Origin of the sequence: Streptomyces sp. NPDC050315, from assembly GCF_040655775.1 — a bacterium.
Taxonomy (GTDB): Bacteria; Actinomycetota; Actinomycetes; order Streptomycetales; family Streptomycetaceae; genus Streptomyces.
Map to the genome: position 1 here is coordinate 235,953 of NZ_JBFAKN010000004.1, position 22,085 is coordinate 258,037.

A 22,085-nucleotide genomic window follows, 5' to 3' on the forward strand; every position below is an offset into this window, starting at 1 on the left:
GACAGCCCGAAAAGATCCTTTGACCCCTTTGTGTACTTCCCCACAAAGAAGCGAAGGATCGTCCTCCGCGAGGTTCAGCCCGTTATCGACTCCCGGCCGTTCTCGATGTGACCCATCAGCCGGCGGCGGAACGATTCGTCCTCCCTGACCGTGACGTTTAGGTCGTACCAGCCGTGGTCGCGGTCGGCGGAGTGCGCCAGCGTACGGGTGCGCCCCGCGGGCAGCTTCACCGTGCGCGGCGCGGCACCGGAGTACGCCAGCGGCGCCAGCGTGACGGTCAGGTCCACGTCACCTCCGTTGACGAGCGTCAGATGGATCTCCCGCCGCCCGGCGTCCAGGTGCGTGCTCACCTTCAGCCCGGCCGCCGCGCCCGCCGCGGTCCCGGCGAACTCCCGCCGGAAGCCGTTGGGCCCGGTGAGGTGGAAGTCGTACGTCCGGCCGCGGACCGGTACGTCCCAGCCGGCCTTGCCCCGTACGTCGCGGTGCTGGGGCGTGGCGTATTCCTTCGCATACGGGTACAGCGCGAGGTGCGCGCTGGCGGCGCCGCTGTTGCGCAGCGCCAGCCGGAACTTCCCGGCCGCCGCGTCGTAGGCGCCGTCCGCGTCGGGCTGGTACGGCAGCGGACGGGCCGGGCGGGTGCCCTCCTCCGGCCGCGGCAGCCGCTGCTCGGCGGGCGGCTGGGGGCGCCACCGCCCGGTGAAGGGCGGAATCTCGCCCGGCTGGTCGACGGCGGGCTGCTTCCGGCCGCGCGAGAAGTCGAAGGCGCTGGTCAGGTCGCCGCAGACGGTGCGCCGCCAGGCGCCGATGTTCGGCTCGCGGACCCCCGTCCAGCGCTCCAGGAAGCGGACGATCGAGGTGTGGTCGAAGACCTGGGAGCAGGCGTAGCCGCCGACCGTCCAGGGGGAGATCACCACCATGGGGACGCGGATGCCGAGGCCGGTGGGGCGCCCGTCCCAGTACTCCTCGTCGGTGCCGGCCGGGGCCACGGGCGGCGGGACGTGGTCGAAGAAGCCGTCGTTCTCGTCGTAGGTGAGCAGCAGGACCGTGCGCCGCCAGACCTCGGGGTTCTTGCCGAGGGCATCGAGGATCTTGTACACGAGGGTGGCGCTGGCGATCGGCGAGGAGGAGCCGGGGTGCTCGGAGTCGGCGGCCGCCGGGACGATGTAGCTGACCTCGGGGAGCTTGCCGGCGGCGACGTCGGCGGCGAAGGCGGTGGCGGTCGAGCCCGGCTCGCCGCGGCGCAGCGCGCGCTCGAACAGGCTTCGGTCCGCCTGCGAGAGCGCCTTTACACCCTCCTCCAGCAGGCCCTGGAGCCGCTTGCGCTCCGTCTCGTCGGCGTCGGCGACCTTCGCGTAGAAGGCCGTCATGTTCTGGATCTTCGGGTCGCCGACCTTGGCCAGCGCCTTCTTGGCGACGGCCTTGAAGCTCGCGTAGAACTCCAGGTTGTTGTCGGTGAAGTTGTCCCACTCCTGGTAGACCTGCCAGCTGTGGCCGGCCTCCTCCAGGCGCTCGGCGTACGTCGGCCAGTCGTAGCCGGGGTGGGTGTCCTCCGCGTACGCGTCGTTGCCGACCGCCCGCTTGCCGTTGGGCTCGAAGCCGGTCCAGCCGCTGACCAGGTGGTTGCGGTTGGGGCTGGTGGAGGAGTGGATCGAGGAGTGGTACGCGTCGCAGACCGTGAAGGTGTCGGCCAGCTCGTAGTGGAGCGGCACGTCCCGGCGGTCGTAGTGCGCCATCGTGGCCGCGGTCTTGGCGCTGATCCAGTTGTCCATCCAGCCGTCGTGCCAGGCCTTGAAGCCGCCGTCCCAGCCGTGGTCCAGGTCGCCGATGTACTGGAGGTCCTTCTTCTGGGTCTCGGCGGCCTCGCGCACGGAGAAGGGCAGCACGGAGCCGGTGCCCGTCGCGGCGGGCTGCTCGTAGACGCTGCGGCCGCCCGGGATCGTGATGGCGTTGCGGTCGGCGTAGCCCCGTACGCCGCGCAGCATCCCGAAGTAGTGGTCGAAGGACCGGTTCTCCTGCATCAGGACGACGACATGCTCGATCGCGTCGAGCCCGCCGTCCGTGCTGCCGGGCCGCGCCGCGTCGGCGGCCAGTGCCTGCTGCAGCGAGGGCGGCAGCAGCGAACCGGTGGCGGCAGCGCCCACGGCCGCCGCGCCAACTGCCAGTACCCGTCTCCGACTTGTCTCCGGTGCCACGCGTTTCCTCCAGTCGTCCCCAATGGTCCGTCGTTGGCCCATTGATGTGGTGCGTCCGGGACGATAGAAGACCCGTGTGGCCCGCGATAGGTAGCAAGGTGACATCTTCCGGAACAGCCGGGTCCGGAACCGGCGGCGGAGTACGGTCACCCGCCCCCGGCAGCGCCCTCACTTCCCCATGCCGGCCGCCAGCCCGCGGACGAAGTGCCGCTGCCCGATCAGGAAGATCACGATCATCGGCAGCGCGGCGATGGTCAGCCCCGCGAAGAGAATCGGCCAGTTGGAGTTGAGCCGCCCCGCCATGTCGGCGAGGCCCACGGGCAGCGTCTTGAGCCGGTCGTCGGTGATGAAGACCAGCGCGAAGGCGTACTCGTTCCAGGCGAAGAGCGCCTGCAGCACGGCGGCCGAGGCGAGGATGGGGCGGGCCATCGGGACGACCACCCGCCAGAACGTCTGCCAGCGGCTCGCCCCGTCGATGTACGCCGCCTCCTCCACCTCCACCGGCTGCCCCAGCAGGTAGGCACGGATCAGGAAGGTGGTGAAGGGCACCTTGAAGGCGGTGTAGAGGACGATCAGCGCCCAGTACGTGTCGTAGATGCCGAGCGCCTGGAGGAGCTGCGAGAGCGGTACGAGTGCCACCGTCGGCGAGAGCATCATCGCGCCGAGCACCAGCAGCAGCGCCGGCTGCGAGCAGGGGATGTCGAGCCGGGTGAGGCCGTAGGCGGCCCAGGCGCTGATGAGGACGACGGCCAGCACGCTCGCGGCGGTCACCAGCACGCTGTTGACCAGATAGCCGAGCACGCCCTGCTGCCAGGCGTCGGCGTACGTCGACCAGCGCGGGTCGGTGGGCAGCCCCCAGGGGTCGGCGAAGATCTCGGCGTTGCTCTTCAGGCCCGCCAGCGCCATCCAGCACAGCGGGTAGATCACCGCGACGGCGAGGGCGGCCAGCGCGCCGTAGGCCAGTACGCGCACGGCGACGGGGCCGAAGCGGGCGGGGGCGCGCCCTGTGGGGGACGGGGCCGGTTCCGGTGCCGTACGGGCGGTCCTGCCGAGGGTGAGGGTCACGGTGCGACCGCCTTTCTGCGCGAGTGGAGCAGCTGCAGGGCACCGGCGGCGAAGGTGATCAGGAAGATCACCGTGCCGATCGCCGCGGCGTATCCCATGTCGTCGCCGGTGAAGGCGCTGGTGTACAGCCAGGTCCCCAGCACCTGGCTGGAGTTGGCGGGACCGCCGCCGGTCATCACCATCACCTCGTTGAAGACCAGGAAGGCCCCGGAGACGGTGAGGATGATCAGCAGGGTGGTCATGTCACGCACCATCGGCACGGTGACGTGGAAGAACGTGCGGATCCGCCCCGCGCCGTCCACGGTCGCCGCCTCGTACAGCTCGCGGGGTATGCGCTGCACCGCGACGGTCAGCAGCATCGTCGTGTACCCGAACGACTGCCACTGGCTCATGTTGATGACGCCCCAGATGGAGGTCGCGGCGTCGCCCAGCCAGTCGTGCTGGAGCCCGCCGAGCCCGATCGCGTCCAGCGTGCGGTTCACCAGGCCCGCGTCCGGCTGGTAGAGGAACTGGAAGAGCAGGCCCGCGACGGTCATGGAGACGGCCGCCGGGATGAAGTACACGGCGCGCAGCACCCCGCGCAGCCGCCGCCCGATCAGCTCCTCCAGTACCGCGGCGAGCACGAGGGCGGCGCCCACCTGGAAGACGACCGAGGTGACCGCGTACGCGACGTTGTTGAGCAGCGCGTGCCAGAAGACCGGGTCCTGCAGGGCCTGCCGGTAGTTCTCCAGGCCGACATAGCGCATGCCGGGCCGGAAGACGCTGAACTTGAAGAGGCTGAGCCGGACGTTCTCGACGATCGGGTAGTAGACGAACAACGCGATCAGCGCGAGCGCGGGAGCGACATAGAAGGCGTGCCGGATGCGGCGTCGTGTCACTGGTGCACCTCCTTCGGGGGCGGTCGGGGCGAGTGGGGGGTGTCAGGGGCGGACGCCGAAGCGGCGGGCGTTCTCGGCGCCCCGGCGCACGGTCTTCATGGCCTGCTCCGGGGTGGCGTTCCCGCCGAGCACGGAATCGGCGGCCGACAGATAGGGATTGACGACCTTGTCATCGGCGCGGGTGTCGAGCCAGACGGAGATCTCATGGCTCGCGATCGTGCGCTGCGCGCCGGCCAGCCCCGGCAGCCGCGCGGCGTCCGCCGTGCCCTTCACCGCGCTCAGCCAGCCCAGTTCGCGCACCATCTTGCGGGCCTGCTCGCGGCTGGTGAGGAACTTCAGGAAGTCCACGGCGAGCGCCTTGTTCGGCGAGGAGTTGGAGACCATCAGGCCGTCGACGCCGCCGGCGATGGCGCGCGGCGAGCCCTTGGCGCCGGGGATCGCGGGCATCGGGAAGAAGTCCCAGTTCTGCGCGTACGCCTTGGGGGCGCCGCCGCTCTCGTCCAGGTACGAGAACTCCAGCGTCTCCAGGTACTGCATGGCGGCCTTCCCGTACAGCATCCGGGCCTGCGCCGACTCGTGGCTGATGCTGGTGCCGCCGGGCGGCATGCACCGCTCCCGCAGCCGCGCCAGGTCCTTGAACGCGCGGATGTATCCCGGGTGGGTGAAGGCGTCGGCTCCCCCGTCGTAGTCCTTGGCCAGCACCTCGGCCGGTACTTCCATGGCGTTGAACTGGGTCAGCAGGTGCCCGGCCGGCCAGCCGTACTGATTGCCGAAGGCCAGCGGCGTGTACCCGGCCTTCTTGATCCGGTCGCAGGCGGTCAGCAGCTCGGGGAAGGTCCGCGGGACGCGGCGCACCCCGGCCTTGGCGAAGATCTTCTCGTTGTACGCGAAGACCTTGGCGTCCATGTCCAGCGGCACGCCGTACCGCCGCCCGCCGTAAGTGAAGGTGTCCAGCGCGTCGCCTTCGAAGCGCTCGCCCCAACGGGTGCCGTCGAGCTGATCGGTGAGGTCGGCGGCGAGCTTCCCGTCGGCGAACTTCTGCGCGTACCGCCCCGGCCAGGCGAAGTAGATGTCGGGCAGTTCGCGGGAGGCGGCGAGCACCGCGATCCGGTCCTTGTAGGGCTGGTCGCCGACGGCCTGGAGGTCGATGGTGACGCCGGGGTTGCGCTTCTCGTACTCCCGCGCCGCCGCCTTGAAGTACGGGGCGTACTCCGGGTCCGCCCACTTCTCCAGGACGGTCAGGTGGCCGTGGGGCTTTCCGTCGAGGCGGAAGTCGTTGGCGGTGACCCGTACGGGGGCCTGGCCGCAGCCGCTGAGCAGCGTCAGCAGTACGGCGAGCAGGCAGCCGGCGACGGCTGCCGGGGTGCGGCGCATCGGCTCTCTCCTGGGGTGGTCGGTTCAGGTCCGGGCGGGGAGGGCGAGGGGGTGGCCGAAGGCTCCGGGGCGGGTGCAGACCTCGGCGGCGTAACCGGCGGCCCGGCCGGCGGCGTCGGCCAGGGTGCGGCCTTCGTGGAGCGACACCAGCAGGGCCGCGATGAAGGAGTCGCCGGCGCCGAGGGTGTCGGTGGCCGCGACCGGAACGACGCTCTGGTGGTGCACCGTCCCCTCGTACGACACCAGCGCACCACCTGCCCCACGCGTCACCACGGCCAGCCGCGGTCCGGCGGCGCGGATCCGTTCGGCGAGCGCGGCGGCCTCCGCGTCCCCGGCGTCCGGCCGGGAGAAGACGGCGCCGTGCACCTGCGGCAGCAGTGGCGCGGCGTAGGACCAGGGCCGGTCGGAGAAGTCGAAGCTGACCGGGCAGGCCGCGGCGAGCGCGGGCAGGTGGGGCTCCAAGCGGCTGCAGTCGCCGGTGTGCAGCAGGTCGAAGCCGGCCAGCCAGGCCAGATCGGCGGCGTCCGGCACGAAGACCGAGACGGTCTCGTCGCACTCGCCGAAGCTGCGGTTGCCGTCCGCGTCGAGGTGGACGGTCGCGTACGCGTTGGGTCCTTGGGCCGTACGGGCCCGCTCGGTACGGACGCCCTCGGCGGCGAGCGCGGCCCGTATGTGCGCGCCGGCCTCGTCGGTGCCGGTCACGCCCAGATACCCGGCGTCGGCGCCGAGCCGGGCGGCATGCACGGCCACATTGAGCGCGTTGCCGCCCGGGTACATCAGGCCGCGCTGGGGATAGCGGTCGACGACATTGTCACCGACTCCGCAGATGCGCATGGGGGTTCCTTACGGGGGAGCTGCGGGGGGGGAACGGGTACGGGACGGCCCGGTGCGGCGCCGCACCGGGCCGTATCGGGAGCCGCGCGCCGAGGATCAGTACTCGACCTGGAACATGTAGCGGCGCTTGTCCAGGTCGTGGCCGCGCACCGACTCGTAGTGGCGGGCGAGCCGGGTGCCGAAGACGTCCAGCGCGATCGGCGTGATGTCGCCGCGCACCGCCTCCGGGACGCCGGGCAGCGAGAAGATCCGCGAGTCCACGTAGTGCGCCTTCTTGGTGTACTTGTCCAGGAAGGTCTTGGCGCGCTCGGCCATCGGCCGGGTGGCGTCCTCGCCGAGGAAGAGGATCACCGGCTGGCCCTCGGTGACCACCTCGAAGGCACCGTGGAAGAACTCACCGGCGTTGTAGCTGCCGCCGTGCTTCCACTGCATCTCCATCAGGTAGCACATCGTGAAGCCGTACCCCGCGCCGTAGTTGGGCCCGGCGGACAGTACGTACGTCACGTCCTCGTCGGCCAGCGCGGCCGCGATCGAGGCGGCCAGCTCCTCCCCCTCCTCCTGGGACTTGTACAGCGCCTCCGGCAGCGCCTCGTACGCCGCGCGGATCGCCGCGTAGTCGCCCTCGGCGCCGGTCTTCTCCAGCAGCGCGTAGACGAGCTGCCCGAAGAGCACGCCCTTGGGCGCGACGACGGTGTCCTCGCTGCGGTACGTGAACGCGGCGTGCGCGGCCTTCGCGAGGGGGCTGTCGGCGCTGCGGGTGAGCGCTGCGACCTTGGCACCGGTGCTGCGGGCGTACTCGGCGGCCGCGACGGTCTCCTTGGTGGTGCCGGTGTGCGAGGACACCAGGACGAGCGAGCCCTCGCCGAGCAGCGCGGGGCGGCGCAGGTTGAACTCGTCGCTGTTCATGTGGAAGACGGGGAACGAGGCGCGGGTCTCCAGCAGGAAGTGCGCCGGATAGGCGGCGGTGAGCGAGCCGCCGCAGCCGACGAGGAAGACGTTGCGCAGCCCGCCCGCGACGACCTCGTCGACGAACGCGCGCGCGGCCTCGTTCTGGCTGAGGGCGAAGGCCACGGCCTCCTTGAAGTCCTCGGTGATCGGCTGGAGGGGGAGGGATGCGGTAGTCACGCGGGTCCTTTCGTGAGCGGTTGGGGGCGTCGCGCGCCCGGCGCTGAGAACGTTCTCAATCCGACGCGCGGCGCCGGCTGAGAACGTTCTCACTCGCGGTGTTGGGAACCTTCCCACCGCCAACTCCCCGCCGTCAATCCCCTGTCGCGACCCGATAGCCTGACGACGCCATGACGACGAACCGACGCAAGCCCGCAGGCCGCCCCGCGACCCTCCCCGACGTCGCGCGCGAGGCGGGCGTGTCCCGCTCCACCGCCTCCCGCGCGCTGGCCGGCTACGGCTCGGTCAGCCCGGAGGCCCGCGAACGCGTGCGGGCCGCGGCCGAGAAGCTCGGCTACCGCGCCAACCAGCTGGCCCGCTCCATGATCACGGGACGTACGCACACCCTCGGTGCGATCGTCGCCGACATCCAGAACCCGTTCTTCGCGGGCGTCACCCGCGGCATCACCGACGCGGCCCGCGCCGCCGGGTACCAGGTCCTGCTCGCCAACACCGACGAGGACGTCGCCGCCGAGCGCGCCGCGGTGAAGATGCTGCGCGACAAGCACGTCGACGGGCTGATCGTCGCCCCGGCCGCCACCACCGAAACGGGCCACCTGGCGGCTGCGCACGCCGCCGGCTGCCCGGTCGTCCTCCTCGACCGCCAGGCCCCCGGCCTGCCCGCGGACTCGGTCACCGTCGACAACCACGGCGCCGCCCAGGACGCCGTACGCCGCCTCCTCACGGCGGGCCACCGCCGCATCGCCCTGGTCAGCCTGCTGGGCACGGCACCCGTGGGCGGCGCGGGCGCCGCTTCGGGAGCCGCCCCGTCCGCCGACCCGGGGGCCTCCCCCGACCCCGTCTCCACCGGCCTGGAACGCATCGAGGGCTACCGCGCCGCGCTGCGCGGGGCGGGCCTCACCGACACCGACACCTACCTCCGCACCGGCACGTTCCACCGCGAGGACCCGGCCGACCTCACCGCCGACCTGCTGTCCCTCCCCGAGCCCCCCACGGCCGTCTTCGCCACCGACAGCATGATCGCCCTCGGCGTCCTCTCCGCCGCCCGCGACCACGGCCTCCGCGTCCCCGAACACCTCTCCGTCGTCACCTTCGACGACACCGACTGGGCCCGCGCCGTACGCCCCCGCATCAGCGTCGTAGCCCAACCGGTACAGGAACTCGGCGCCCGCGCAGTCCACTCCCTGATCACCCGCATCGAGGGCACCGCAACCGCCCCCGAACACATCGTCCTGGACACAGAGTTCATCGACCGCGAATCGATCGCGAGCCCTCACCGAGCTTGACCTCAAGCCGAGTTGAGGTTCTAGCGTGCAGCACGAGTGATCGACAACAACGGTCACCGGCTGGCGACAGGAGAAGACCACGATGATCCTTGTGACCGGGGCAACCGGAAACATCGGGAGCGCTCTGCTGCAAGAGCTGCAGGCGACCGGCGCCGGCCCCGTCCGCGGGCTGACCCGTGACGCCGCCCGGGCCTCGTTCCCCGCGGAAGTCGAGGCCGTAGAAGGCGATTTGACTCAGGCGACCGCCCTGAAGCCGGCGCTGGACGGCGTACGCTCGCTGTTCCTCGTCTCGGGCGTGGGTGCGGACGCGGACGTCCTCGCGGCCGCCCGCCGAGCAGGCGTCGAACACGTGGTGCTCGTGTCGTCCATGACCGTGCAGACCCACCCCCACCTGCCCAGCGCCGGCGAGAATCTGGCTGTCGAGAAGCTGCTCAAGGACAGCGGCATGGCCTGGACGATCCTGCGGCCGACCCAGTTCGCCTCGAACACCCTGTGGTGGGCGGCGTCGATCCGCGCCCACCGTTCGGTCCAGGCGCCGTACCCGGACATCGGGCTGCCCACCATCCACCCCGCCGACATCGCGGCGGTGGCCGGGGCGGCGCTGACCGAGCCGGGTCACCGGGGACAGACGTACGCCCTCACCGGCCCGGCGCGGGTCACGCCCCGGCAACAGGTCGAAGCCATCGGCGCGGCCCTGGGGCAGGAGGTGTCGCTCGACGAGATCAGCCGCGAAGAAGCCCACCGCCAGATGGCTTCCTTCATGGAAGCCGAAACCGCGGACGCGATACTCGACCTGATGGGCGGCGACGTCAACGACGAACTGCTCAAGGTCCGCGACACGGTCCCGCAGCTCACCGGCGCTCCTGCCAGAACGTTCCAGCAGTGGGCCAAGGAGAACGTCGCCGCGTTCCGCTGACGCACAAGCCCAAGGGGCGGCGCACCAGTAGGTGCGCCGCCCCTTGACTGCCTAGGGGGCCTGATTCAGCCCTCCACGCCCAGCTTCTCCAGGATGAGCTCCCGGACGCGGGCCGCGTCGGCCTGCCCGCGGGTGGCCTTCATGACGGCACCCACCAGCGCGCCCGCCGCGGCGACCTTGCCGCCGCGGATCTTGTCGGCAACCGCCGCGTTCGCGGCAATCGCCTCGTCGACGGCCTTGCCCAGCGCGCCCTCGTCGGAGACGACCTTCAGGCCGCGCTTCTCGACGACCTCGTCCGGGGTGCCCTCGCCGGCCAGTACGCCCTCGATGGTCTGGCGGGCCAGCTTGTCGTTGAGGGAGCCCTCGGCGACCAGCGCGGCCACCCGGGCCACGTCGGCCGGGGTGATCGGCAGGGCGGCCAGGTCCACGCCGTCCTCGTTGGCGCGGCGGGCCAGCTCGCCCATCCACCACTTGCGGGCGGCCGCGGCGTCCGCGCCGGCCTCCGTGGTGGCGACGATCAGGTCGACCGCACCGGCGTTGAGGATCGACTGCATGTCGTGCTCGGAGATGCCCCACTCCTCGCGCAGCCGGTTACGGCGTACGCGCGGCAGCTCGGGCAGGCCCTTGCGCAGTTCCTCGACCCACTCGCGGGAGGGGGCCACCGGCACCAGGTCGGGCTCGGGGAAGTAGCGGTAGTCCTCCGCCTCCTCCTTGACCCGGCCGGACGTCGTGGAGCCGTCCTCCTCGTGGAAGTGGCGGGTCTCCTGGACGATCGTGCCGCCCGCGCCCAGCACCGCGGCGTGCCGCTGGATCTCGAAGCGGGCCGCGCGCTCGACGCTGCGCAGGGAGTTGACGTTCTTGGTCTCCGAGCGCGTGCCGAACTTCTCGCTGCCCTTGGGCATCAGCGAGAGGTTCACGTCACAGCGCATCTGGCCCATTTCCATCCGGGCCTCGGAGACGCCGAGCGCCTTGATGAGCTCGCGCAGTTCGGCGACGTACGCCTTGGCGACCTCGGGGGCCCGCTCGCCCGCGCCCTTGATGGGCTTGGTGACGATCTCGATGAGCGGGATGCCGGCGCGGTTGTAGTCCAGGAGGGAGTGCGAAGCGCCGTGGATACGGCCCGTCGCGCCGCCCACGTGCGTGGACTTGCCGGTGTCCTCCTCCATGTGGGCGCGTTCGATCTCCACGCGGAAGACCTCGCCGTCCTCCAGCTGTACGTCGAGGTAGCCGTCGAAGGCGATCGGCTCGTCGTACTGGGAGGTCTGGAAGTTCTTCGGCATGTCCGGATAGAAGTAGTTCTTCCGGGCGAAGCGGCACCACTCGGCGATCGAGCAGTTCAGGGCCAGGCCGATCTTGATGGCGGACTCGACGCCGATCGCGTTGACGACCGGGAGCGAGCCGGGCAGGCCCAGGCAGGTGGGGCAGGTCTGGGTGTTGGCGTCGGCGCCCAGCGCCGTCGAACACCCGCAGAACATCTTGGTCTTGGTGCCGAGCTCGACGTGCACCTCGAGACCCATGACGGGCTCGTACGTCGCGAGGGCGTCCTCGTACGAGACCAGGTCAGTGACAGTCACGGTGAAACATTCCCTCTCAGCCCAGCAGGACGTCGTCGTCGCCCAGGCGCTTCAGTTCCCGGTAGAGGATCGCCAGGCCGGTGACGATGGCGGCGGCCGAGACGGCCGCGTCGATCAGCCGCAGCGTGTCGTTCTCCTCGCGGGCCAGCTTCGCCTGCTTGGCGATGCCGAGCGCGCCGAAGGCGGTGGTGCCCATCGACAGGTACACGCCGGACTTGGACTTCTTGAAGTTCTTGGCCTTCTTCGTGATCGCACTCACAGCGACGGTGCCTCCTCCAGCAGCGGGTGGCCCCACTTTTCCACGAAGGCGGCCTCGACGGCGGCACCGACCTTGTACAGCCGGTCGTCCTTCATGGTGGGGGCGATGATCTGCAGGCCAACGGGCAGCCCGTCCTCGGGAGCCAGGCCGCAGGGCAGCGACATGGCCGCGTTGCCCGCCAGGTTCACGGGGAGCGTGCACACGTCCGCGAGGTACATCGCCATCGGGTCGTCGGCGCGCTCGCCGATCGGGAAGGCGGTGGTGGGCGTGGTCGGCGAGACGATCACGTCGACCTGCTCGAAGGCCGCCTCGAACTCGCGGGTGATCAGGGTCCGCACCTTCTGCGCGGAGCCGTAGTACGCGTCGTAGTAGCCGGAGCTGAGCGCGTACGTACCGAGCATGATCCGGCGCTTGACCTCGGGGCCGAAGCCGGCCTCGCGGGTCAGGGCCGTGACGTCCTCGGCCGACTTCGTGCCGTCGTCGCCGACCCGCAGGCCGTACCGCATGGCGTCGAAGCGGGCCAGGTTGGAGGAGCACTCCGAGGGCGCGATGAGGTAGTACGCCGCCAGCGCCAGGTCGAAGGACGGGCAGTCCAGTTCGACGATCTCCGCGCCCAGCTCGCGCATGAGCTCGACGGACTCGTCGAACCGCTGGATGACGCCGGCCTGGTAGCCCTCGCCGCGGAACTGCTTCACCACGCCGACGCGCATGCCCTGTACGGAGCCGTTGCGCGCGGCCTCGACGACCGCCGGGACCGGGGCGTCGATGGAGGTGGAGTCTAGCGGGTCGTGGCCCGCGATCGCCTCGTGCAGCAGCGCCGCGTCCAGGACCGTACGGGCGCAGGGCCCGCCCTGGTCGAGGGAGGAGGAGAACGCGACCATGCCGTACCGGGAGACGCCGCCGTACGTCGGCTTCACGCCGACCGTGCCGGTGACGGCCGCGGGCTGGCGGATGGAACCGCCGGTGTCCGTACCGATCGCCAGCGGCGCCTCGTACGAAGCGAGGGCCGCGGAGGAACCGCCGCCGGAGCCGCCGGGGATGCGGGTGAGGTCCCACGGGTTGCCCGTCGGGCCGTACGCGCTGTTCTCCGTGGAGGACCCCATGGCGAACTCGTCCATGTTGGTCTTGCCGAGGATGACGACGTCGGCGGCCTTCAGCTTCTGCGTGACGGTCGCGTCGTACGGCGGGAGCCAGCCTTCGAGGATCTTGGAGCCGACGGTGGTCGGGACGCCCTCGGTGGTGAAGATGTCCTTCAGGGCGAGCGGGACGCCGGCCAGCGGGCCGAGCTTCTCGCCGCGCTCGCGCTTGGCGTCCACGGCGCGGGCCTGGGCGAGCGCGCCCTCCCGGTCGACGTGCAGGAAGGCGTGCACCTTCTCGTCCACGGCCTCGATCCGGGCCAGATGGGCCTCGGTGACCTGGACAGCGGTGACCTCACCGGCCGCGATCTTCGCTGCGGTCTCGGCGGCGGTCAGCTTGATCAGTTCGTGTGCTGCGGTCTGCGCCATCTCGGTCACTCCTCCCCCAGAATCTGCGGCACCTTGAATCGCTGCTGCTCCTGGGCGGGCGCGCCGGAGAGCGCCTGCTCGGGGGTGAGCGACGGGCGCACCTCGTCCGCCCGCATGACGTTCGTCAGGGGCAGCGGGTGGGAGGTCGGCGGAACGTCTTGGTCGGCGACCTCGGAGACGCGGGCTACCGCGCCGATGATGTCGTCGAGCTGTCCGGCGAAGTGGTCGAGCTCTTCGTCCTTCAGCTCCAGACGTGCCAGCCGTGCGAGGTGGGCGACCTCCTCGCGCGTGATGCCAGGCATGCAGCGATCCTCTGCTGGTTTCCGGTGGAGTATTCGCCCCAATCCTATGGCTCCGGGAGTCGTGACCGCGAAACGGTTACGGAACGGCCCGTCCGGCGATTGAGGACAGCGGCCGGAGGGCGCTCCCGGCAGAGGCGGGGTGCTTACTTCACCACCTGGCCGGAGGGCCGGTCCGCCTCGTCGTCCACTTCGCGGCGCCAGCCGCCGTGCTCCCGCGCCCGCAGCCACGCCGTCGTCTCGTCCGGCGGCATCGCGGCGGCCACCAGCCAGCCCTGTACGGCATCGCAGCCCAGGTCGCGCAGCCGCTCCCAGGTCTCGTCGTCCTCGACGCCCTCCGCGACGACGAGCAGGCCGAGGGAGTGCGCGAGGTCGAGCGTGCAGCGGACGATCTCGGCGTCCTCGGTGTCCACCGCGAGCCGCGCCACGAACGAGCGGTCGATCTTCAGCTCGCTGACGGGCAGCCGCCGCAGGTGCACCAGGGAGCTGTACCCCGTGCCGAAGTCGTCGAGCGACATCTTCACGCCGTGCCCGGTCAGGCCGTTCAGCGTGTCGGCGGCGCGCTGCGGGTCCTCCAGCAGTACGTGCTCGGTGATCTCCAGCTGGAGGGCGCCCGGCGGTACCTGGTGCCGCGCCAGCCGCGCGGCGACCGCGCCGGCGAAGCCGGGGGTGTGCACATCGCGCGGCGAGACGTTCACCGCGACCGGGACCTCCAGGCCGTCCGCGCGCCAGCGCGCCACCTGGCCGAGCGCGGTCTCGAGTACGTACTCGGTCAGCCGCGGCATCAGCCCGGAGGACTCGGCGATGGCGATGAACTCGTCCGGAGGGACTCTCCCGCGGTCCGGGTGCACCCAGCGCACCAGGGCTTCCAGCCCGGCGACCTGGCCGTCGAAGCGGACCTTGGGCTGGTAGTGCAGCTCGACCTCGCCCGCGTCCAGCGCCCGGCGCAGGTCGCCGAGGAGGCCGAGCCGGTCGGGGGTGTTGCCGTCGCGCTTGGCTTCGTAGACCTCCACGCCGCTGCGGTCCCGCTTGGCCTGGTACATCGCGACGTCCGCGCGGCGGAGCAGGCCCTCGGCGTCCAGCGCGTGGTCCGGATAGACCGCGACGCCGGCGCTCGCCTCGAGCACCAGCGTCAGCCCGTCCAGATCGAGGGGCGAGCCCAGCGCGGCGACAAGCGAACGGGCCACCCGCTGCGCGCTGGTGAGGGAATCGGCGGTGGGCAGCAGCACCGCGAATTCGTCGCCGCCCAGCCGCGCGGCCTCCGCTCCGCGGGGCAGGGCGTGCCGCAGCCGCTCGGCGATCTGGAGCAGCAGGCGGTCACCGGCGAGGTGTCCGAGGGTGTCGTTGACCGACCGGAAACGGTCGAGATCGATCAGTACAAGGGCGGAGCGGGCGCCGACGCGCTCGGCGTCGTCCAGCGCGCTCCAGGTCCGCTCCAGCAGCCACTGCCGGTTCGGCAGGCCGGTCAGCGGGTCGCGCAGCTGCTCCTCGGCGCGCGCCCGGGCGATCCACAGCGTGGAGTCCAGCGCGATGAGCGGTACGGCGAAGAGCGGCAGCAGCAGCGGGGTGTGCTCGGCGACGACCACGATCAGCGGCGCTATGCCCACGAGCGCGATGCCGACCAGGGCCTGCCGGGTCACCGCCCGGCGCGCGATGGACGGCAGCCGGCCGTTGCGCGAGCCCATCAGGAACCACAGCAGCGCGCGGGTGACGGCCAGATACACCAGCGCCGATCCGAGGATCGGCGGCAGTACGGACAGGTCCCATTCCCCGGGCCGGCCGGGCTCGGCGACGCTGGGGGTGATGCCGAACGCGGCGAGGCCCAGCGCCGCCGCGCCCAGGCCGAGCACGTCGATCGCGCCGTGCACCACCGCCTGTCGCCAGCGCTGCCGGCGCGCCGCGCCGACCAGGAGGACGACGGACAGGCTGATCAGCAGGGCCGGCACCCAGCCGTACAGCAGCAGGACCGCCAGGGCCAGCGCGGCACCGGAGCCGGTGCCGCCGGACCAGCGGTCCCGGCCGATGGCGACGAGATGTCCGACGATGACTCCGGTGAGGACGGCCAGCGACCAGCCGACGGCGCCGCGCGGGAAGAGCGCGGCACCGCCTCCGATCGTCACGATCACGCCCGTCGCGAGCACCAGGGCGGCCGTCAGAACCACAGCCGCGGGCAACGCGGGCATGACGAGCCGCCGGAGCCGCGACGCCGGAGCGGCGCTGTCGGTCGGTTCCATTCCGATACCTCTCACAGCCGGCTGTGCCCGCGCCACGGCAGGCGCACCCCTCAACAGTAGGCCGCAGAAGGCCCGCACGGGCAGCGATCGGCAGCGGTTGCCCGAATGCGACCCGACCACCCGTAAGCGTCTGGTATGCGCCGAAGAAGTGACTTGCTCACTCCTCCTCCGGCGGCGTGACCGCTACCGCGCGGGCGGCATCGGGGCCCTCTTCGAGCAGCACCGCGAAGCCGTCATCGTCCAGCACAGGTACCTTCAACTGCATAGCCTTGTCATATTTCGAACCAGGATTGTCGCCTACAACGACGAAACCGGTCTTCTTCGAGACAGATCCGGTCACTTTCGCTCCAAGACGTTGCAGCGCTTCCTTCGCGCCATCTCTGGTGTGTGATTGAAGTGTTCCCGTTACGACGACGGTGACGCCCTCCAGCGGCCTCGGGCCTTCGTCCCCGGTGCTCTCCTCCTCCATCCGCACCCCGGCGGCACGCCACTTCTCCACGATGTCGCGGTGCCACTCCTCCTCGAACCACTGCTTGAGCGAGGCCGCGATGGTGCCGCCGACACCCTCGACCGCGGCCAGCTCCTCCTCGCTCGCCTCCCGGATCCGGTCCAGCGAACGGAACTCCATGGCCAGCGCCTGCGCCGCGACCGGGCCCACGTGCCGGATCGAAAGGCCCGTCAGAATGCGGGCCAGCGGGCGCTCCTTGGCCGCCTGGATGTTCTCCAGCATCGCCAGGGCGTTCTTCTTCGGCTCGCCCTTCTGATTGGCGAAGAACGTGACGACCTTCTCCTCGCCGGTCTTCGGGTCCCGCTTGGGCAGACCGCTGTCCGGGTCGAGGACGTACGACTTGATGGGCAGCAGCTGCTCGATGGAGAGCCCGAAGAGGTCGCCCTCGTCCTTCAGCGGCGGCTCGGCCGGCTCCAGCGGCTGGGTCAGCGCCGTCGCCGCGACATAGCCGAAGTTCTCGATGTCCAGGCTCTTGCGGCCCGCGAGGTAGAAGAGCCGCTCGCGCAGCTGCGCCGGGCAGCCCCGCGCATTCGGACAACGCAGGTCGATGTCGCCCTCCTTGGCGGGCTGCAGCGCCGTCCCGCACTCGGGGCACTCGGCCGGCATCACGAACTCCCGCTCGCTGCCGTCCCGCAGGTCCGCCACCGGCCCGAGGATCTCGGGAATGACGTCACCGGCCTTGCGGAGCACCACCGTGTCCCCGATGAACACACCCTTGGCCTTGACCACGTCCTGGTTGTGCAGCGTGGCGAACTCGACCTCGGAGCCGGCCACCATGATCGGCTCGACGACGGCGTACGGCGTCACCCGGCCCGTCCGCCCGACACCCACCCGGATGTCCAGCAGCTTGGTGTTGACCTCCTCCGGGGGGTACTTCCACGCGATCGCCCAGCGCGGCGCGCGCGAGGTCGCCCCCAGGCGGCCCTGCAGCCGGATCTCGTCGAGCTTGACGACGACGCCGTCGATCTCGTGCTCGACATCGTGCCGGTGGTCGCCGTAGTACGCGATGAACTCCCGCACCGCGGCCAGCGAATCGACGACCTTGTTGTGCTTGGCCGTCGGCAGGCCCCACTCGCGCAGCAGGTCGTACGCCTCGGACTGGCGGTCGATGTCGAGGCCCTCACGGGCGCCGATGCCGTGCACCACCATGTGCAGCGGGCGGGTCGCCGTGATCTTGGGGTCCTTCTGGCGCAGCGAACCGGCCGCGGCATTGCGCGGGTTGGCGAACGGGGGCTTGCCGTCCGCCACCAGACGGGCGTTGAGCTGCTCGAACGCCTCCATCGGGAAGAAGACCTCGCCGCGGATCTCCACCAGCTCGGGCACCCGCTCGCCCTTGAGCCGGTCCGGGATCTCCGTGATCGTCCGCACATTGGGCGTGATGTCCTCGCCCGTGCGGCCGTCGCCGCGGGTGGCGGCGCGGGTCAGCCTGCCGTGCTCGTACGTGAGGTTGACCGCCAGGCCGTCGACCTTCAGCTCGCACAGGAAGTGGTACTTCGCGGACTTCGGGTCGCCGCCGAGCTCCGTCGCCAGCCGCTCCGCCCAGGCGGCCAGCTCCTCCTCGTCGAAGGCGTTGTCCAGCGAGAGCATCCGCTCGCGGTGGGCGACCTCCGTGAACTCCGTCTCGTACTGCCCCGCGACCTTCTGCGTGGGCGAGTCGGGCGTCCGCAGCTGCGGGTGCTCCTCCTCCAGCGCCTCCAGGGAGCGCAGCAGCTTGTCGAACTCCGCGTCGCTGACGACCGGGGCGTCCTTGACGTAATACCGGAAGCGGTGCTCCTCGATCTGCTCCGCGAGCCGCTGATGCCGCTCGCGCGCCTCCGAGGGCACGCCGGCTCCCGCCGCGTCGTCCACCGCCTGTCCGGTCTGCTCTTCGCCGGCCACCGTCTGTCCTCCCGTGTCCTTGAGTGCGCTCACTCAGGGTTGTCCGCGAGCGATCCCGCCGCCCGGACGCAATGGGCGAGCACCTTACGGGCATAGTCGGGCGAAGCACCCGCGAGCCCGCACGCGGGAGTGATCACCACGGACTCGCTGAGAGTCCCCGGATTCAGCCCCAGCCTGCGCCACAGCGTCCTGACACCCATGACGCTACCGGCAGGGTCTGACAATGGGCCGTCGGTGCCCGGCACGACGCCGGCGAAGAGCGTCGTACCGCCCTCGACCGCCTCGCCGATCGCCTCGTCATCACGCTCGGTGAGCAGTGAGAAGTCACACGCGATGCCGGTGGCGCCGGCCCGGCGCAGCAGCGCGAAGGGGACGTCGGGGGCGCAGGAATGGACGATCACGGGCGTCCCGTCCTCCTGCCCGCGGCCCGCCGCTTCGATGATGTCGCGGAGCGCGCCCTCGACGACGGCGCGGTCGACGGCCCGGTGAGTGCGGTAGCCGCTCGCCGTCTTCACACTGCCGCGCAGTACGGAGGTCAGCGACGGCTCGTCCAGCTGGAGCGCGATCCGCGCGCCCGGTACTCGCCGCCGTACGTCCGCGAGGTGCCCACGCAGCCCCTCCGCCAGCGAGGCGGCCAGGTCCCGGCAGGCTCCCGGGTCGCTCAGCGCGGCCTCCCCGTTGCGCAGCTCCAGGGAGGCGGCCAGCGTCCACGGCCCGACGGCGGAGACCTTCAGGGCACCCTCGTACCCCTGCGTGAACTCCTCCAGCGCGTCGAGGTCCTCGCCGAGCCAGGACCGGGCCCGGCGGGTGTCCCGGCCCGGCCGGTCACTGATCCGCCAGCCACTGGGCTCGACGTGCGCGTACACCTCGACGAGCAGCCCGGCGGTCCGGCCGATCATGTCGGCACCGGGCCCTCGGGCGGGCAGCTCGGGCAGGTACGGCAGCCGTTCGAGGGAGCCGGTGACGGTCTTCGCGGCCTCCCGCGCGTCGCCACCGGGCATCGACCCGATACCGGTGGCCGCGCGGGCGCCCCAGGGAGTAGTGGTCTTGTCGCTCACGCGTCCGACCCTATGCGGCGGGGCCGCCGCGCTTCTCCGGGGAGGGCCGACGGGAGGCGCGTGGCGCGGTGGCCGCGGGCCGCGGGGTGCAGGCGGCGGCCTGCGGCCGCTTTGTCCTCAATCGCCGGACGGGCTCGATTCTGTCGGACCGGCCGGAGGAAAGGAGGAGTCGTTCAGCTCCCCGGACGCACCGACAGATCGGTGATCTCGGCGTCCCGGGGGAGGTCGAGGGCGGTGAGGACCGTCGTCGCGATCGACTCGGGGTCGATCCAGCGGGACGGGTCGTACTCCTTGCCCTCCTGCTGGTGCACGCTGGCCTGCATGGCCGTCGCGGTGCGCCCCGGATAGACGGAGGTGACGCGGACGCCGTTCTCGTGCTCCTCGGCGCGCAGCGCGTCCGCGAGCGCCTTCAGCCCGTGCTTGCTGGCCGCGTACGCACCCCACTGCGGGTTCGCGCGCAGTCCGGCCCCGGAGTTGACGAAGACCACATGCCCCTGCGCGAGCCGCAGCTGCGGCAGGAAGAGGCGGGTCAGCTCGGCCGGCGCGACCAGGTTGGCGGTCAGCTGGCGCTGCCAGCTCTTGGCGGGCAGGTCGGCGACCGCGCCCAGCTCGACGACGCCCGCGATGTGCAGGACGGAGTCCAGCCGGTCGGGCAGCGTCTGGTGGCCGAGCGCCCAGGCGAGCTTCTCCGGTACGCCGAGGTCACCGACGACCGTGCGCGCCCCGGGGAACTCCGCGGCCAGCTCCTTGGCGCGCCCCGCATCCCGGGCCAGCAGCCACAGCTCCTCCCCCCGATCGGCCAGCCGCCGCGCGACCGCCGTCCCAATGCCCGACCCAGCCCCGGTGATCAAGTGCGTACCCATGGGGGCGATCCTAAGGGCCGCACTTTCCGGCGACCGCTTGGGCACCGCCGCCGGATATCCGCACCCCCACCTGGGTAACCCCCTGGTGGGGGCCTCTGGGTCTGCGCAATCGGGGCCAGCGCGAAAGTCGTACTAACTCGCCGCGCAAGGTTGTACTGAGCCCACCGCGCAACAAGTCGTACGGAGTCCACCGCGGCAGGCGTCAGCCCTGCACCCCCGCCTGCTCCTCCAGGTAAGCCAGCGCGCCCACGCCGTCCTCGGCGAAGAAGGCCAGCTCGGTGAGCGGGACGGGGAGGAAGTTTTCCTGCTCCATGCGCTGGAACTGCTGCTTGAGGCCGTCGTAGAAGCCGTTGGTGTTCAGGATGACGACGGGCTTGGTGTTCAGGCCGTGCTTCTTCAGCTCCAGGATCTCGGTGGCCTCGTCGAGCGTGCCGGTGCCGCCGACCATGACCACGATGGCGTCGGCGCGGGCGAGCAGCGCCGCCTTGCGCTCGGCGAGGTCCGCGGTGATCACCATCTCGTCCGCGCCCGCGCGCGCCTTGTGGGCCAGGAACTCCACGGAGATGCCGATGAGCCGGCCGCCGTTCTCCTGCACGCCGTCCGCCATGACCTTCATCAGGCCGGTGTCCGAGCCGCCCCAGACCAGCGCGTGCCCGCCCTTGCCGATCAGTTCGGCGAATTCGCGGGCGGGGACGGTGTAGGTCTCCGAGAGGTCGGCGGCGGAGCAGAAGACGCAAATGTTCATAGGGCAACGATACGAGTGGGCGGGGGGCCTCCGAACGGTCCCCCGCCCTCCATCAGGGCCGCGTCAGATCAGACCCTGCGCCAGCATCGCGTCCGCGACCCGCTCGAAACCGGCGATGTTCGCGCCGACGACGTAGTCACCGGGGCGGCCGTACCGCTCGGCCGTCTCGAAGCACGTGCGGTGGATGTTCTCCATGATGGCCGCGAGCTCGCCCTCCGTACGCTCGAAGGTCCACGACTCCCGGGCGGAGTTCTGCCGCATCTCCAGCGCGCTCGTCGCGACACCACCCGCGTTGGCCGCCTTACCGGGCCCGAAAGCCACCCCGGCCTCCCGGAACACCGCGACCGCACCCGGAGTCGTGGGCATGTTCGCGCCCTCGGACACCGCCTTCACGCCGTTGCGCACCAGTACGCGCGCGGCGTCCTCGTCCAGCTCGTTCTGCGTGGCCGAGGGCAGCGCCACATCGGCGGGGACGTCCCATACGGAGCCGCCCGGCACATACGTCGCCGAGGACCCGCGCCGCTCCGCGTAGTCGCTGACGCGCCCGCGCTCGACCTCCTTGATCTGCTTCAGCAGATCAAGATCGATGCCCTTCTCGTCCACGACGTACCCGCCGGAGTCCGAGCAGGTCAGCACGTTCGCACCGAGGGCCTGCGCCTTCTCGATGGTGTAGATCGCGACGTTGCCGGAACCGGAGACCACGACCTGCCGGCCGTCCAGGTCCTCGCCGCGCTGCTTCAGCATCTCGGCGGTGAACAGTACGTTTCCGTATCCGGTGGCCTCCGTACGGACCAGCGAGCCGCCCCACTCCAGGCCCTTGCCGGTGAGCATCCCGGCCTCCCAGCGGTTGGTGATCCGCCGGTACTGGCCGAAGAGGTAGCCGATCTCGCGGCCGCCGACGCCGATGTCACCGGCCGGTACGTCGGTGTGCTCCCCGAGGTGGCGGTGCAGCTCGGTCATGAAGGACTGGCAGAACCGCATGACCTCGGCGTCGGACCGGCCGTGCGGGTCGAAGTCGCTGCCGCCCTTGCCGCCGCCGATGTTCAGTCCGGTGAGCGCATTCTTGAAGATCTGCTCGAAACCGAGGAACTTCACGATGCCGAGGTTGACCGAGGAGTGGAAGCGCAGGCCGCCCTTGTAGGGGCCGAGGGCGCTGTTGAACTCCACCCGGAAGCCGCGATTGACGCGAATGCGCCCCTTGTCGTCCGTCCACGGCACCCGGAACATGATCTGCCGCTCCGGCTCGACGACGCGCTCCAGAATGCGGGCGTCGGCGAGCTCGCGGCGCACGGCGAGCACCGGGTCGAGGGTCTCCAGTACTTCCAGAGCCGCCTGGTGGAATTCCGGCTCCCCGGGATTGCGCCGGACCAGCTCGGCATACAGGCCGGCCGGCCCGGCCCCATGATCCCCGGCGGCCTTGACCTCCGTGGGCTCCGTACGATCCGCTTGCACCGTCACGATCATTTTCCTTCCCATAGACGGCCGTTGACGT

The 22,085-nt window shown here is 71.1% G+C and carries 18 protein-coding genes; 2 read left to right on the forward strand and 16 right to left on the reverse strand.

All coding sequences use genetic code 11. From position 1 onward, the window contains the following. Nucleotides 1–74: 74 nt before the first annotated feature. The 6 genes from AB0I82_RS16340 to AB0I82_RS16365 all read right to left on the reverse strand — a co-directional run bounded on the left by AB0I82_RS16340 (nt 75) and on the right by AB0I82_RS16365 (nt 7,468). Nucleotides 75–2,192 (reverse strand): phosphocholine-specific phospholipase C, encoded by a 2,118-nt coding sequence (locus AB0I82_RS16340; RefSeq protein WP_363257918.1) that lies wholly within the window; start codon nt 2,190–2,192, stop codon nt 75–77. Nucleotides 2,193–2,360: 168 nt separating this feature from the next. Continuing rightward, a complete protein-coding gene (locus AB0I82_RS16345) occupies nt 2,361–3,257 on the reverse strand; it encodes a carbohydrate ABC transporter permease (RefSeq protein ID WP_363257919.1) in 897 nt (298 codons plus the stop codon). After that, nucleotides 3,254–4,135 carry a sugar ABC transporter permease gene (locus tag AB0I82_RS16350; RefSeq protein ID WP_363257920.1) on the reverse strand — a complete coding sequence of 294 codons (882 nt, stop codon included), beginning with the start codon at nt 4,133–4,135 and terminating at the stop codon, nt 3,254–3,256. The genes AB0I82_RS16345 and AB0I82_RS16350 overlap by 4 nt, the downstream gene beginning before the upstream one ends. A gap of 42 nt (nt 4,136–4,177) precedes the next feature. Then, nucleotides 4,178–5,509 (reverse strand): ABC transporter substrate-binding protein, encoded by a 1,332-nt coding sequence (locus AB0I82_RS16355; RefSeq protein ID WP_363257921.1) that lies wholly within the window; start codon nt 5,507–5,509, stop codon nt 4,178–4,180. A 24-nt stretch (nt 5,510–5,533) separates the two neighbouring features. Next, nucleotides 5,534–6,343, reverse strand: coding sequence for a PfkB family carbohydrate kinase (locus tag AB0I82_RS16360; RefSeq protein ID WP_363257922.1), 810 nt, complete (start codon nt 6,341–6,343; stop codon nt 5,534–5,536). Nucleotides 6,344–6,439: 96 nt separating this feature from the next. Then, nucleotides 6,440–7,468 carry an SIS domain-containing protein gene (locus AB0I82_RS16365; protein WP_363257923.1) on the reverse strand — a complete coding sequence of 343 codons (1,029 nt, stop codon included), beginning with the start codon at nt 7,466–7,468 and terminating at the stop codon, nt 6,440–6,442. Nucleotides 7,469–7,638: 170 nt separating this feature from the next. Here AB0I82_RS16365 and AB0I82_RS16370 point away from each other — a divergent pair, with 170 nt between their 5' ends. Beyond that, the gene (locus AB0I82_RS16370) at nt 7,639–8,754 is read left to right on the forward strand and encodes a LacI family DNA-binding transcriptional regulator (RefSeq protein ID WP_363257924.1); all 1,116 of its coding nucleotides are present in this window, start codon (nt 7,639–7,641) and stop codon (nt 8,752–8,754) included. An 82-nt stretch (nt 8,755–8,836) separates the two neighbouring features. Further along, entirely contained in the window at nt 8,837–9,670 is an 834-nt protein-coding gene (locus tag AB0I82_RS16375) for an NAD(P)H-binding protein (protein WP_363257925.1), read from the forward strand. A gap of 65 nt (nt 9,671–9,735) precedes the next feature. Here AB0I82_RS16375 and gatB read toward each other — a convergent pair whose 3' ends face one another. From gatB to gdhA, 10 genes are all read right to left on the reverse strand, one after another. After that, complete coding sequence (gene gatB, locus AB0I82_RS16380) at nt 9,736–11,244, reverse strand: Asp-tRNA(Asn)/Glu-tRNA(Gln) amidotransferase subunit GatB (RefSeq protein ID WP_363257926.1); 1,509 nt, start codon at nt 11,242–11,244, stop codon at nt 9,736–9,738. Between the two features lie 16 nt (nt 11,245–11,260). Continuing rightward, the gene (locus tag AB0I82_RS16385) at nt 11,261–11,503 is read right to left on the reverse strand and encodes a hypothetical protein (RefSeq protein ID WP_363257927.1); all 243 of its coding nucleotides are present in this window, start codon (nt 11,501–11,503) and stop codon (nt 11,261–11,263) included. Then, a complete protein-coding gene (gene gatA / locus AB0I82_RS16390) occupies nt 11,500–13,008 on the reverse strand; it encodes an Asp-tRNA(Asn)/Glu-tRNA(Gln) amidotransferase subunit GatA (RefSeq protein WP_363257928.1) in 1,509 nt (502 codons plus the stop codon). The genes AB0I82_RS16385 and gatA overlap by 4 nt, the downstream gene beginning before the upstream one ends. A 5-nt stretch (nt 13,009–13,013) precedes the next feature. Then, nucleotides 13,014–13,310, reverse strand: coding sequence for an Asp-tRNA(Asn)/Glu-tRNA(Gln) amidotransferase subunit GatC (gatC, locus tag AB0I82_RS16395; RefSeq protein WP_030258164.1), 297 nt, complete (start codon nt 13,308–13,310; stop codon nt 13,014–13,016). Between the two features lie 143 nt (nt 13,311–13,453). Continuing rightward, a complete protein-coding gene (locus AB0I82_RS16400; RefSeq protein WP_363257929.1) occupies nt 13,454–15,541 on the reverse strand; it encodes a bifunctional diguanylate cyclase/phosphodiesterase in 2,088 nt (695 codons plus the stop codon). A 157-nt stretch (nt 15,542–15,698) separates the two neighbouring features. Next, nucleotides 15,699–17,897 carry an NAD-dependent DNA ligase LigA gene (ligA, locus tag AB0I82_RS16405; RefSeq protein ID WP_363258387.1) on the reverse strand — a complete coding sequence of 733 codons (2,199 nt, stop codon included), beginning with the start codon at nt 17,895–17,897 and terminating at the stop codon, nt 15,699–15,701. 59 nt (nt 17,898–17,956) lie between these two features. Beyond that, nucleotides 17,957–18,985, reverse strand: a complete 1,029-nt coding sequence (locus tag AB0I82_RS16410) for a methionine synthase (RefSeq protein ID WP_363257930.1) — start codon at nt 18,983–18,985, stop codon at nt 17,957–17,959. Nucleotides 18,986–19,158: 173 nt separating this feature from the next. Beyond that, a complete protein-coding gene (locus AB0I82_RS16415) occupies nt 19,159–19,848 on the reverse strand; it encodes an SDR family oxidoreductase (protein ID WP_363257931.1) in 690 nt (229 codons plus the stop codon). A gap of 202 nt (nt 19,849–20,050) precedes the next feature. Further along, nucleotides 20,051–20,593 carry a TIGR00730 family Rossman fold protein gene (locus AB0I82_RS16420; RefSeq protein WP_363257933.1) on the reverse strand — a complete coding sequence of 181 codons (543 nt, stop codon included), beginning with the start codon at nt 20,591–20,593 and terminating at the stop codon, nt 20,051–20,053. A 63-nt stretch (nt 20,594–20,656) separates the two neighbouring features. Continuing rightward, nucleotides 20,657–21,976: an NADP-specific glutamate dehydrogenase gene (gene gdhA, locus AB0I82_RS16425; RefSeq protein WP_363258388.1), complete on the reverse strand. Its 1,320-nt coding sequence runs from the start codon at nt 21,974–21,976 to the stop codon at nt 20,657–20,659. Nucleotides 21,977–22,085: the final 109 nt, after the last annotated feature.